Here is a 12,753-nt window from a genome sequence, read left to right as displayed (position 1 = left end):
ATAAAAAGGGGAAAAAATTGATTTTTCCTATCGCCAAGATTGGAGATATTGGCTAGTATCGCCTAACAACAATTAAGGCTTCCCCACTTTAGGGGAATGGCATTAACCATAGTGAGTCATGGGGCGCTATGGCAGTGGCACGAATTTCTGGTTTGAAGCGCCACTTCCAGAGCGACTCTCAGGACACCGAGCAGGAAGTCTTTCATGACTCCCACGGGTTCAGGGAATGAGGTTCGATTCTAATGAGTGTCGCACTGTCGTGTCGCGCCGCTGCGGCTCTGGTCTTACTCGGTCTGTTGGCCGGATGTGCTTCCAGTAGCCAGAAGGATGTTGCCAGCCAGGATTATTACTCCCAGGATTTGCCAGGAATGGCATCTCAGACACCACCATCGATGTCTCCTGCTGGAGAATCCCTTGCAGCCGTGGGTGATGAGCTTGTTCGCTCAACTCTGATGGAAGAACATGAAAAATGGGCCGGAACACCCTATCGTCTCGGGGGCACTTCCTTCAGTGGCATTGATTGTTCTGCACTGGTGCAGAATATTTTCAATGAAGCTTTCCAGGTGGATTTGCCGCGTACGACCGGCAGTCAGATTCATACCGGTGTACCTATTGCCCGTGCAGAGCTATCTCCGGGCGACTTGGTATTCTTCCGCCCGCCGGGTAATCGGCATGTTGGCATCTATGTCGGTGATGGACGTTTCCTGCATGCCTCCTCTTCTCGTGGCGTGATGATTTCCAAGCTCAGCAACAGCTATTGGTCTCGTTACTATTGGCAGGCGCGCAGGCCGCTCCAATCTACTGATCTGGCATCTTTGCAGCTGTCCTCCGGTTATGGTTTCGGTAGTTGATTATAGGGGAATGCAGGCAAGTCGATCGCTCACGCTGTTGTATCAAGAGTCGCTATGCGGTAATGATGCTATAAAATGAGTAGAGCAACGTGGTTCAAGGCTCGATATTCGAAAAAACCGGCTTCTTTAGAAGCCGGTTTTTGTATTTCGGCACTTGATTTTTGCATTGCACTGCATAGGATCACGTATTTTCCACCCTGCTATTTGGGCTATTCCTTGCAGGCTACAGAGCATCGCGTTGGCCAATGGTGTAATCGATGAAGGCACGCTCTGCTCGCGAAAGGTAGCCACTGGGTCGCCAGGCCAAGGACAAAGTCAGCCAGGTAGAGGGGGAGAAGGGAACCGCTGTCAGCTCTGGTTCATCGACGACTCGGCGCAGGAAAGTCGTGATCCCGAAGCCCTGACGGACGATGGCTTTGGTCAAGGGAATCAGGTTGGACTGGAAAGCAATGTCCGGGGTGACATCCAGACGCCGCGCCATTGTGTCGACGAACTCACGGTGAAAATAACCCTCCTGAAAGAGCACGAGAGGTTCATTAAAGAAGTCCTCGGGGCGAATACTCTCCCTTTCAGCAAATGGGTGTTCCCTTTGCACGCAGACCACCATTTCCTCGCGCAACAATGGATATCTTTCCATGGGGGTGCTGGTGTGATCATCGACAATAATGCCTAGGTCCAGTTCTCGCTCGCTGATCAAGCGTTGCAGACGGCGAGCCCCTGCCTCTATCACGGTAAGACGAATACCAGGATAGCTGGACTTGAATCCCATCAATAATGGAGGCAGGTAGTAGGAACCGAGCATTGATGGGATACCGATACGCACCTCGCCCTTCACCAGCCCCTTGAGCTCACTCACGGCCAGTTCCGCAGCTTCAGCATGCTCCAGCAGGCGTCGGGCATGCTGGAGCAGTACTTCTCCCTCCGGAGTCAGGTCAATACGACGGTCCTGGCGGTAAAACAGGGGCGTATCCAGGCGACGTTCCAGATTGGCAATGGTCTGACTGACGGCAGACTGTGCCACATGGCGGGCTCGGGCAGCCGCACTGAAGCCTCCATGATCCACCACCGCCACGAAGACGGCCAGAGAGCGCAGGTCGAAGGATAAGGCCATAAGGAAATTAGATGGTAATCATCTTTTTCTTTCGTTGGTGTGATGGAAGTGAAACATGGATCATGGGAAACCGCCAATGAGAGATTGCCATGATTCAAGCCAAGAGTGCCGCCTGGTGGCGGGCAACCCTGGCACTTTGCCTGGGTTCCATGCTGGTATTCATCAACCTGTATGCTCCTCAACCACTATTGCCCGAACTACGTCATAGCCATGATGTCACCACGTTGACCATTGGCCTGGTCATGTCGCTGGCGACCCTGACCATGGCCTTGTCGCTGCTGATTTATGGCCCGGTGTCCGATGCCTTTGGCCGTCAGGCCATCATGCGCTTTTCTCTGCTGGCAGCTGCCTGTGCCACGCTGTTGGTGGCATTGGCTCCAAATATCACTAGCCTGTTGTTGTTACGTGCCTTGCAGGGCATTGCCCTGGGAGGGTTGCCGGCGGTTGCGATCGCATGGATGGGGGATGAGTTCGAACCTGCTGCTATGGTACCTGCAGTGGGATTGTACATCGCAGCCAACACGCTCGGTGGCATTGGGGGACGAGTGATTGGCGGTGCCATTGGTGAATGGCAAGGAGCTGAGGTTGGGTTTCTCTCCATCGGCATTCTTTCTCTGGTCGGCGTGGCATTGTTCTGGCGCCTGCTGCCAGCATCGACGGACTTCAAGCCGCAACCCTTTCGGCCATCCCGGGCCATTGGGCAGCTATTGGGCCATTTACGCAATCCCTTGCTGTTGACGGCCTATCTGATCGGTGGATTGAATTTCCTGATTTTCATCAATCAGTACAGTTACATGACCTTCCGCCTTGCCGAGGAACCTTTCGGGCTGGGACCTAGCTGGCTTGGTCTGTTGTTTCTGACCTATCTGGGCGGGACTCTGGGTTCGAGCCTGTCTGCAAAGGTGGTGACTCGGCTGACAGCGCCATATTCCATGGCACTAGGTATTGCGATCCTGGCTTGTGGCAGTGCCATGACATTAATACCTGTTCTTGGCCTGATCGTTCTCGGGCTGACAGTGGGAGCCTTTGGATTTTTCCTTTGCCATGCGACGGCTTCTGGCTGGGTGGGGCGCTGTGCGACCGAAGCGCGCGGCAGCGCCTCGGCCCTGTACCTGACTTTCTATTATCTTGGCGCCAGTCTCGGCCCCGTGTGGTTTGAGCCGTTCTGGCAGTGGGCGCACTGGCCAGGCATCGTTGGTGCTTCCTGGTTGGTGCTTGCCATGACCTTTTTCCTGGCCCTGTGGCTAGGGCGCAGAGAGGCTGGCCGAGAACAGAAGGCATTGGCCCACTGAATTCATGAGGCTGCATGAGGCACTTCGTGTGGCATGGCTTCATCTCCCCAGATCTGTTTCAGCCGTTCTGGGCGACCACAGGCGTTCTTGTAGAAGGTGTAACGTATCGGGTTCGTGTTGTGATAGTTCTGGTGATAATCCTCGGCGGGGTAGAAAGGGCCGGCAGAAGTGATCTCGGTGACGATTGGCTGGTCAAAGCGCTGGGCGATGTCAGCCTTGCTGGCTTCCGCCAACTCCTGCTGTTGGTCATTGAGAGGAAATAGCGCGCTGCGATATGACTCTCCCTCATCACAGAACTGGCGATTGGCTACGAAGGGGTCAATGTTGCGCCAGAACACATACAGCAGATCCTTGTAACTCACCTTGTCATTGTCGAATGTCACTTCTACGGCCTCGGCATGACCTGTTCCTTCCCTACCGACCTGCTCGTAGGTTGGATTCTTGGTATGTCCACCGCTATAGCCGGAGATGGTTTCCTGCACGCCATCGATCTTGTCGAAAGCTTCCTCCACGCACCAGAAACAGCCGCCAGCAAAGATGGCCTTCTCTGTTTCGGCCTCTGCCGGAGTACCCGTCAGCGCCAGAGCCAGACCAGCCATCATAGCGGCTGAGGATAAAAGAGAGCACTGCACGCCAGCAAATTGAAAAGATTGCATGGTATTTCTCCGTATGCCCCGATAGAGGATTGGATGAAGCCGTCCTAGCTTGAGTTCCAGTAATGGCCATTTCCTTACACTGTCAGGTAGTGAATACACCTCGATCTGTAAGGTAGTGCGAGAGATCTACGACCATACTGGACACTGCGGCATCAGGTCGTGGGAGAGAAAACTGCCCAGGAGGCATGAGTGAACATAAAGAAATGGGGCTTGGTGGCAGTCATCATCATGGCGGTGGCTGCTTTCTTTATCAGTGGAGCCCAGAATGAACTCACGCTGGAATCCATCAAGGCTCAGCAGGCTCAGTTTCACGCCTGGTGGTTGGACGAACCTCTGAAAGTCGCTGGTGGCTTTTTCATTATCTACGTTCTGATGGCGGCTCTGTCATTACCTGGTGCCGTGTTGTTGACCTTGCTGGCAGGCGCCTTGTTTGGCTTCTGGACCGGTCTGGGCATCGTCTCCTTCGCGAGTACGCTGGGTGCCACACTGGCTGCATTGATAGCTCGCACCTTGTTGCGTGACAGTCTCGAACGACGCTTTGCACGCCAGCTTGTGCGGATCAACAGTGGTATCAACAGGGAAGGGGCCTTCTATCTTTTCACGCTGCGACTGGTTCCGGTATTTCCGTTCTTCGTCATCAACCTGGTGATGGGCCTGACGCGCATGCGTCTGCGCACCTTCTATTGGATCAGCCAGGTGGGCATGTTGCCAGGTACGGCAGTGTTCGTGAATGCCGGGCGTGAGCTGGGCAACCTTGAGTCGCTGTCTGGCATCCTGTCTCCCGGGATGCTCCTGTCCTTTATTCTGATAGGGGGCTTTCCCTGGATGGCCCGGGCGCTTGTTGCCTTGGCCAAACGGCGTCGTCTTGCCCGAGAGTACAACCGCCCAAGTCGGTTTGACCGGGATATCGTGGTGATTGGGGCTGGTTCGGCGGGGCTGGTTGCCAGTTACATTGCGTCAGCGCTCAAGGCCAAGGTGACGTTGGTGGAGCGTCATCGCATGGGGGGCGATTGTCTCAATACTGGTTGTGTGCCATCCAAGGCGCTCATTCGTGCGGCCCGGGCGGCAGAGGATGTGCGGCGGGCATCATCATATGGTGTCAGCGCCGGGGAACCCCAGGTAGATTTCTCCGCTGTCATGGGCCATGTGCATCGTGCGATTCGAGAAGTCGAGCCCCATGACAGTCCTGAGCGCTATCGCGGGCTTGGTGTCGATGTGATCCAGGGTGAGGCTATATTGGTGGACCCTTGGCGGGTGCGTGTCGGAGACCAGGTCCTGTCGACTCGGCATGTGATCATCGCCAGCGGGGCTCACCCAAGAGTACCTCCCATTCCTGGCCTTGAGCACGTCGAGATACTGACATCGGACAACCTGTGGCAACTGGATGCATTGCCGGACCGGCTATTGATCCTGGGTGGTGGTCCGATAGGCTGCGAGCTTGGACAGAGTTTTGCCCGTCTGGGCAGCCGGGTCACCCTGGTGGAAATGGGCAGCCAGTTATTGCCGAGAGAAGACCCGGATGTGGCCGAGGAAGTTACCCGGGAGCTTAGAGAGAATGGTGTGAATGTCCGGCTCTCCAGCCGAGCACTGGCGGTAGTCACTGGGGAGGAAACAAGTCGTCATTATCTGGAAGTCGAGGTGACGGAAAATGGAGAGACACGTCTTGATCGACTCGAGTTCGACCGGATTCTGGTCGCGATAGGGCGGCAGGCGAATGTAAAGGGCCTGGGGCTGGAAGCGCTTGGTGTCACCACTCGGCCCGGAGGAACTCTGGATGTCGATGAGGCACTGCAGTCGTTGTTGCCCAACGTGTGGGCCTGTGGTGATGTCGTGGGGCCCTATCAACTGACCCATGCCAGCGCCCACCAGGCCTGGCATGCCACGGTTAATGCTCTGTTCGGTGAGATCAAGCGTTTCAAGGTGAGTTATCGGGCATTGCCCGCAGTGACCTTCACTGATCCAGAAGTGGCTCGGGTGGGGCTCAATGAGCGTGAAGCCCAGGAACAGGCGATCGAGTATGAAGTGACGCGTTATGCGCTCTCCGAGCTGGATAGAGCGATTGCGGAGGGGGATACTCGTGGCTTCATCAAGATCCTGACTGAACCGGGCAAGGACCGTATCCTTGGTGCTTCGATCGTCGGGCATGGCGCGGGGGAGATGCTGGCCGAGTTCACCCTGGCCATGACCCAGGGGATAGGCCTGAACAAGCTGCTGGGTACTATTCACCCTTACCCGACATACTCTGAGGCAGCAAAAGCCACTGCCGGAGTGTGGAAAAATGCGCATAAGCCAGCACGAATACTGCGTTGGCTGGAGAGGTACTTTGCCTGGCGACGTGGAGAGTCCTCAACTGGAGGGAGCGAAGCATCTTCCATGGATGCGGACAAGGCAGCCGTTTCTGATCGCAATGCAGAAGGCTCCCGTTCCCCGTAACGCATACTTCAAGGACTGATATGCTTGATCGCTGGACCATGCCGCTGACACAACGGCCGCTTCAGGCTCTGGCCCGACGCTTGTGGCACCTGGGAGTGACAGCGGATGCCGTGACAGTGTTTGCCTTTCTGGTGGGGATGCTGTCTCTGCCCCTGCTGGCGATGGAGCTTTATGGCTGGGCCTTGCTGGCTATTCTGCTCAATCGCCTGGGGGATGGCCTGGATGGAGCGCTGGCGCGCTGTTCCGGAAAGGCCAGTGATGCCGGAGGATTTCTCGATATTGGTCTGGATTTCGTTTTCTATGCTGCTGTGGTGCTGGGGTTTGCCTTGGCCGATAGTGAGCGTAATGCATTACCCTCTGCGTTGTTGCTGTTTGCCTTCATTGGCACGGGATCTTCCTTTCTGGCCTTTGCCATCATGGCTTCACGACATGACCTTCAGCGTCCCAATTTCCAGAGCAAGGCCTTTTATTACCTGCATGGCCTGACAGAAGGTACCGAAACCGTAGTGGCTTTGGTGGCTTTCTGTCTTTGGCCGGCACAATTCCCCTTGTTGGCATCACTGTTTGCTGTTGCTTGCCTGATAACGACCGCCACTCGGTTGTGGGGGGGGGTATCGCACGCTCAAGAGACTGCCTGCCGCCGACACGGAAAAGCTCACGCCCGATTGACTAGGCGACGGTATTAATGTGTGTAAGCCGATTTATTGAATTGTCAATAATCGACAAGATAAGGAGAACCACTACTCCAATAAACGGGCAGTTCATATGCTACACGAACCATGGAGGGGAAAGACGGGCACCTGGCAGTGTAGAAGAGGCCTGGAAGGCACAAAAAGGGCAGCCGGCGAGAGCTGCCCTTTCATGCCTGTCCCCCACTGACACTACACTTGATGGCATAGGGCGATGGAGGGGGGGGAATAAGCCTTAGTGCTGATGGCCGCCTTCGCCATGCACATGGCCATGTTCGATCTCTTCCTGACTGGCTTCGCGCACGTCAGTGATCTCGACGTCGAAGTTCAGGGTCTGGCCGGCCAGCGGGTGATTGCCATCGACAGTGACGGTGTCACCTTCGACCTTGGTGACGGTGACCATCAGTGGGCCGCCCTGGGTCTGGGCCTGGAACTGCATTCCGGCTTCGATGTTATCGACGCCCTGGAAAGCATCACGAGGAACTTCTTGCACCAGTTGATCCTGGACTTCGCCGTAGCCTTCAGCAGGAGCTACCTTGGCGACAAGCTTATCGCCTGTGCTCTTGCCTTCGAGCTCCTTTTCCAGCCCGGGAATGATGTTGCCAGCACCGTGCAGGTAAGTCAGCGGCTCACGGCCTTCCGAGCTGTCCAGCACTTCACCAGCGTCATTGGTCAAGGTGTAGTGAAACGCGACGACAGAGTTTTGCGCAATCTGCATGGATGAACCTTTGGTCTTTGGTGAGTGCATTTAAGCCTTCATGGTAACGTGCAGAGGAAGGTGATGTCAGGTGGATGGGACATTTTTCAGCTTGTTGCTGTCGTATCCTGAACAGGATTCACGCACTAATGCTTTAACTTGTCGGTAGTTGCATGACTTTCCTGTCGTTAGTTGCGCGGTGCCGATGGTGGGGATACCCTCTGGGAACGTTTTTTCCCCATCCTTTTAATTAACGTCACTCGTGTGGAGTCTGACATGATGCTATTCGTGATCTGGCTGGTCGTATTTGCCGTCATCCTGGCCCTGACAATAAAGGCTTGGCCAGGGATCTTCGGTTCTATGGTAGATCGGTTGTTGCCTGCCGTGCTGCGCAGTGAGGATGACCGCTGGATCTGGTGCCCAGCCTTTGCCGCCATTGTGGCGACGGCTATTGTGTCTCCCATCGATATGCTGATGACGCTGTTGATCATGGCAATCATCGTTGGTGTTGGTGGCAAGCTAGGCTGCTGGATCATGAGCAAGGTCAAGATGCACTGACGAGCAGTTTCTTATGCCCCATCATGATGGGGCATAACGACATCGCCCCAGCTTTTCTGATGGCTGGGGCGATGTCGTTTGTGTCTCCTGCCTGAAACACAAGAGTCACACTGGTCGGTCTGGCGTCACGTCAATAAGGCGCTACGCTGAGATTCGATCCACTGCCAATCAGGCGAACGCGCTGACCGACCTGGAACGGCTGGTCTGCTTTCTGCACGACGACGACTGTCTGGCCGTTATCCTTGCGGACTTCCAGCTCCCATGCTGCGACACGGTTGGCTGACTGTTCGATCTTGCTGCCGGCCACGGCACCACCGATAGCGCCCGCGGCAGTGGCCAAGGTGCGACCGGAGCCACCACCCACCTGGTTGCCGAGCAGACCACCGATGATAGCGCCACCGCCACTACCCAGGATGCCACTGTTCTCGGCCTGAATCTGCACCTGGCGCATGGAGCTGATGGTACCGTATTCCACGCTCTGAGCAGCCTTGGCCTGGTTGCCAGAGTAGACATTGCCGGAGTAGCCAGAAGTATTGGCACAACCGGTAAGAGCAAGGGCTGCAATGGCCAGAGCGGGAACGAGTCGTGTCTTGGTGACCTGCATGATGGGTATACCCCTCTACTGCGTTAAAGAAAAAGAAATAAGGTTGAATAAGAGAAATGCGGTTTTCTAATCTTTCATTATTAGAATTCAGCATATCGCTTTAGTTCCTTGGTTTCCCGAGAAAATCATTTAATCAGCGATCATGCAAGCAACAAGTCGGGGAGGCCGTAGGCCTCCCCGGGTTTCAGCAGGAATGGCGGTGTGATGTTCAACCGAATTGATTCATGGTGTTGTCCTTGCCTCCGGCCTTGAGTGCTGCGTCCCCGTGGAAGAATTCCTTGTGATCATCACCGATATTGGAGCCGGCCATGTCCTGGTGCTTGACCGTGGCAATACCTTCCCGGATCTCACGGCGTTGGACACCCGCCACGTAGGCCAGCATGCCTTCTTCGCCGAAGTAGCCCTTGGCCAGGCTGTCGGTGGACAGGGCCGCGGTATGATAGGTCGGCAGCGTAATCAGGTGATGGAAGATACCGGCTTCACGAGCGGCATCGCGCTGGAAGTTCTGAGTCCATTCATCCGCCAACTGGCCCAGCGGGGTGGCGTCATATTCTTCACCCATCAATTTGGCACGATCGTAGGCGGACATATCTTTGCCTTCAGCTTCCCAGGCATCGAATACCTGTTGGCGGAAGTTCAGGGTCCAGTTGAAGGATGGTGAGTTGTTGTAGACCAGCTTGGCATTTGGCACGGCTTCTCGAATGCGGTTGACCATCCCTGCAATCTGGCCGACGTGAGGCTTCTCTGTCTCGATCCAGATCAGGTCGGCACCGTTCTGCAGGCTGGTGATGCAATCCAGCACCACTCGATCTTCGCCAGTGCCAGGCTTGAACTGGAACAGACCAGAAGCCAAGCGCTTGACCTTGATCAGCTTGCCGTTCTGCTTGATCACGACATCGCCAGGGCCAATGTCGTCGGCGGAGGTGATTTCGTCGCCATCAAGGAAGTTGTTGTACTGATCGCCCAGATCACCTGCCTCATGGGAAACGGCAATCTTCTGGGTCAGGCCTGCGCCCAGGGAGTCGGTACGCGCGACGATGACGCCATCGTCCACTCCCAGTTCAAGGAAGGCGTAACGTACGGCATTAATCTTGGCCAGGAAGTCCTCGTGGGGAACGGTCACTTTTCCATCCTGGTGGCCACACTGTTTCTCGTCGGACACCTGGTTCTCGATCTGGATACAGCAGGCTCCCGCTTCAATCATCTTCTTCGCCAGCAGGTAGGTGGCCTCGGCATTGCCAAAGCCGGCGTCGATGTCAGCGATAATCGGCACCACATGAGTCTCGTGGTTATCGATTTTGGCTTGCAGCTCGGCAACCTTGTCGCTGTTTCCGGCCTGACGGGCGGTTTCCTGATCCCGGAAGAGGTGGTTGAGCTCCCAGGCATCTGCCTGGCGCAGGAAAGTGTAAAGCTCTTCTATGAGACCTGGCACGCTGGTCTTTTCATGCATGGACTGGTCAGGCAGTGGACCGAACTCTGAACGCAGAGCAGCAACCATCCAGCCGGACAGGTACAGATAGCGGCGCTTGGTATTGCCGAAGTGCTTCTTGATCGAAATCAGCTTCTGTTGACCGATGAAGCCGTGCCAGCATCCCAGAGATTGGGTGTAGAGGGAGCTGTCGCCATCGTAGGCGGCCATGTCTTCGCGCATGATTCTCGCGGTGTAGCGGGCGATGTCCAGGCCCGTCTGAAACCGGTTCTGGGCACGCATGCGGGCGGCATTTTCGGGGCTGATGCTTGCCCAGTGATTGGCGTGGGCCTCGCGCAGCTGGGTCATTGCCTTGAGGTCGTCATTGAAGGTCATGGTCGGGCCGTCCTTTCGTATCTGGAGTGGGAACACCTGCGAAACTTCAATGCTGCAGTTGCTAACAATCGTTGCTAACTATAGCCAGATTCTGTTGCTGTACTCACCATGTTTTCCATGGCTGCCATGAATCTGATTGGTGCGGCATGTTGTGACTACAAGATAAGCAATCTGGCTGTCATTGCAGTGCAGCGCATGCCGTCTTGTTAGCGACTATGTCCTACTGTGGCGGGGCTTGACCATTGTCACTTGGGGGTAGGTGGGGTTGTAGTATGACTACAAGAATGCCTTTGGAGAGCACATTCTTGTAGTCGAGTTCCCTGGAGAAGAGAAACGGAGGGGGCACTTATTTGCTGAAATTCAATGTCATGTTGCGATGCGGAATGCCAGCATCAAGAAAGATATCTCCTTCAGCCTTGAAGCCGAGCTGTTCATAGAAAGGCAGGGCATGGGTCTGGGCAGCCAAGGCCACATGATCGTGGCCTCTCTGGCGTGCGGCTTCGATCGCGGCACGCATCAGGCTGGCGCCGACACCTAGGCCTCTGGCTTCCTGGAGTACAGCAACACGGCCGATATGGCCATCGGGCAGCAGTCGGGCAGTACCCAGGGCCTTTTCTCCTTCACTTGTCTCGACCCAGGCCAGCAGGTGAAGGCACTGAGGGTCGAGCCCATCCCATTCTTCGTCGAGAGGCACGTTCTGTTCTTCCACGAAGACGACTTGACGAATATGACTGGCAGGTTCGCCGAGCTGTTCCCAGGAACCGCTTTCAATACGTACTGTGTCATTCATGGTCGTCGTCCTGATCGTTCTCTTCATCAACGTCATCTTCATCCAGCCAGGTGAGGCTGCCGGCATCCAGCAACTGGGTCAGCAACTGAGGTGCTCCGGGATGACTGAGCAGTTCGGCATCGACAGGGTCGAGGCTTGCCAGGGTGCGGGCCAGATTCAGGTCGCAGTCATGTCCATCGCCGTCGACGAACAGCGTCGCCAGGCCATTCTCCAGCGCGCGCCAGGCAAAACGAGAGCCAGGTGAACGCTCGAGTTGTTCGCCTTCCTGTAGTGCAGCAACAAGATCGTCCACCTCGGTAGGTGTCTCGCTGGGCACCAGTTGATCCACATACTTGGGTTGGGTCATGACGCGGCCAAACCACTGGGCCAGTTGCGCAGGGTCATCCAGAGTATCGAGAATCAACGAGCGCATGCGCTGAACGGCTTCATCGTCCAGCTCTCCGGGATCCCGGGGAGGCGCCATGCCTGGGTCGCCATAACGATGAGAGGCCGGCTGGCGCTCGCCAAGATAGTCGGCAAAGGAGGTGATGGCCTCATCGGCAGAGGGCGCGCGAAAGCCCACAGAAATTGTCATGCAATCATCGGACTGACTGACACCATGGTGAGCCCAGCCGGGTGGCAGGTAGAGCATGTCACCCGGCTCCAGCACCCAGTCATGTTCAGGTTCGATATCGAAGGTTTCGAGAATGCGCAGATCAATGCCAGCGATGATGGGGGCATCATCGCCGACTTTGCCGCCCAGTTGCCAACGGCGCTGGCCACTGGCCTGCAGCAGGAATACATCGTACTGGTCGACGTGAGGACCGACACTGCCCCCTGGCGGCGCGTAACTGATCATGATGTCGTCCAGACGCCAACGCGGCAGGAAGTGGAAATGCTCCAACAGTGCCGCGACGTCCGGTACATAATGATCCACTGCCTGGACCAGAAGGCTCCAGTCGTGTTCTGGCAGTCGAGCGAAGGTGGCATCGTCGAAGGGGCCGTGGCTGACTTGCCATGGACCATCGGGACCTTGCTCCTCGACCAGGCGAGCCTCGATATTGTCTTCGCAGGCCAGTCCTGCTAGCTCGTCGGGGGATAGTGGGCTTTCGAAGTCAGGGAAAGCTCCCCGGATCAGTAACGGTTTCTGCTGCCAGACATCGCGCAGAAAATCATGGGTGGTCAGACCACCAAGCAGGGCGATAGGAGAGTCGTAGGCGGACATAGCGCATCCTGTAGAGAAGTGGCTGAGCCATAAAGTACAAGAGGCTGCCGGTGTGCGAAAGCAG

General features: G+C 56.0%; 12 protein-coding genes. 5 read left to right on the top strand and 7 right to left on the bottom strand.

Features of this window, described 5'->3' with window-relative positions; all coding sequences use genetic code 11:
* Positions 1–242 precede the first annotated feature (242 nt).
* Entirely contained in the window at positions 243–851 is a 609-nt protein-coding gene (locus tag Q1K07_RS11245) for an NlpC/P60 family protein (protein WP_300310826.1), read from the top strand.
* A gap of 223 nt (positions 852–1,074) precedes the next feature.
* Here Q1K07_RS11245 and Q1K07_RS11240 read toward each other — a convergent pair whose 3' ends face one another.
* The gene (locus Q1K07_RS11240; RefSeq protein ID WP_300310824.1) at positions 1,075–1,962 is read right to left on the bottom strand and encodes a LysR substrate-binding domain-containing protein; all 888 of its coding nucleotides are present in this window, start codon (positions 1,960–1,962) and stop codon (positions 1,075–1,077) included.
* A gap of 89 nt (positions 1,963–2,051) precedes the next feature.
* Here Q1K07_RS11240 and Q1K07_RS11235 point away from each other — a divergent pair, with 89 nt between their 5' ends.
* Positions 2,052–3,254, top strand: a complete 1,203-nt coding sequence (locus Q1K07_RS11235; RefSeq protein ID WP_300310822.1) for an MFS transporter — start codon at positions 2,052–2,054, stop codon at positions 3,252–3,254.
* 2 nt (positions 3,255–3,256) lie between these two features.
* Here Q1K07_RS11235 and msrA read toward each other — a convergent pair whose 3' ends face one another.
* Complete coding sequence (msrA, locus tag Q1K07_RS11230) at positions 3,257–3,910, bottom strand: peptide-methionine (S)-S-oxide reductase MsrA (RefSeq protein WP_300310820.1); 654 nt, start codon at positions 3,908–3,910, stop codon at positions 3,257–3,259.
* A gap of 189 nt (positions 3,911–4,099) precedes the next feature.
* Here msrA and Q1K07_RS11225 point away from each other — a divergent pair, with 189 nt between their 5' ends.
* Positions 4,100–6,343, top strand: a complete 2,244-nt coding sequence (locus Q1K07_RS11225; RefSeq protein ID WP_300310818.1) for an FAD-dependent oxidoreductase — start codon at positions 4,100–4,102, stop codon at positions 6,341–6,343.
* 20 nt (positions 6,344–6,363) lie between these two features.
* The gene (locus tag Q1K07_RS11220) at positions 6,364–7,029 is read left to right on the top strand and encodes a CDP-alcohol phosphatidyltransferase family protein (protein WP_300310816.1); all 666 of its coding nucleotides are present in this window, start codon (positions 6,364–6,366) and stop codon (positions 7,027–7,029) included.
* Positions 7,030–7,267: 238 nt separating this feature from the next.
* Here Q1K07_RS11220 and Q1K07_RS11215 read toward each other — a convergent pair whose 3' ends face one another.
* On the bottom strand, positions 7,268–7,750 hold the full coding sequence (locus Q1K07_RS11215) for a peptidylprolyl isomerase (protein WP_149284124.1): 483 nt from the start codon (positions 7,748–7,750) through the stop codon (positions 7,268–7,270).
* A 255-nt stretch (positions 7,751–8,005) separates the two neighbouring features.
* Between Q1K07_RS11215 and Q1K07_RS11210 the strand changes: the two genes are divergently transcribed.
* Positions 8,006–8,287, top strand: a complete 282-nt coding sequence (locus Q1K07_RS11210; RefSeq protein WP_300310812.1) for a hypothetical protein — start codon at positions 8,006–8,008, stop codon at positions 8,285–8,287.
* Positions 8,288–8,417: 130 nt separating this feature from the next.
* Here Q1K07_RS11210 and Q1K07_RS11205 read toward each other — a convergent pair whose 3' ends face one another.
* The 4 genes from Q1K07_RS11205 to Q1K07_RS11190 all read right to left on the bottom strand — a co-directional run bounded on the left by Q1K07_RS11205 (position 8,418) and on the right by Q1K07_RS11190 (position 12,689).
* Complete coding sequence (locus Q1K07_RS11205; protein ID WP_300310810.1) at positions 8,418–8,891, bottom strand: glycine zipper 2TM domain-containing protein; 474 nt, start codon at positions 8,889–8,891, stop codon at positions 8,418–8,420.
* 208 nt (positions 8,892–9,099) lie between these two features.
* On the bottom strand, positions 9,100–10,695 hold the full coding sequence (locus Q1K07_RS11200) for an isocitrate lyase (protein ID WP_300310808.1): 1,596 nt from the start codon (positions 10,693–10,695) through the stop codon (positions 9,100–9,102).
* Between the two features lie 346 nt (positions 10,696–11,041).
* Positions 11,042–11,485 (bottom strand): GNAT family N-acetyltransferase, encoded by a 444-nt coding sequence (locus Q1K07_RS11195; RefSeq protein WP_300310806.1) that lies wholly within the window; start codon positions 11,483–11,485, stop codon positions 11,042–11,044.
* A complete protein-coding gene (locus tag Q1K07_RS11190) occupies positions 11,478–12,689 on the bottom strand; it encodes a cupin domain-containing protein (RefSeq protein ID WP_300310804.1) in 1,212 nt (403 codons plus the stop codon). The genes Q1K07_RS11195 and Q1K07_RS11190 overlap by 8 nt, the downstream gene beginning before the upstream one ends.
* Positions 12,690–12,753: the final 64 nt, after the last annotated feature.

Source organism: Halomonas sp. (assembly GCF_029263665.1).
GTDB lineage: Bacteria > Pseudomonadota > Gammaproteobacteria > Pseudomonadales > Halomonadaceae > Halomonas.
Note: the sequence above shows the minus strand (reverse complement) of the source record. Positions and strands in the feature narration are given on the sequence as shown.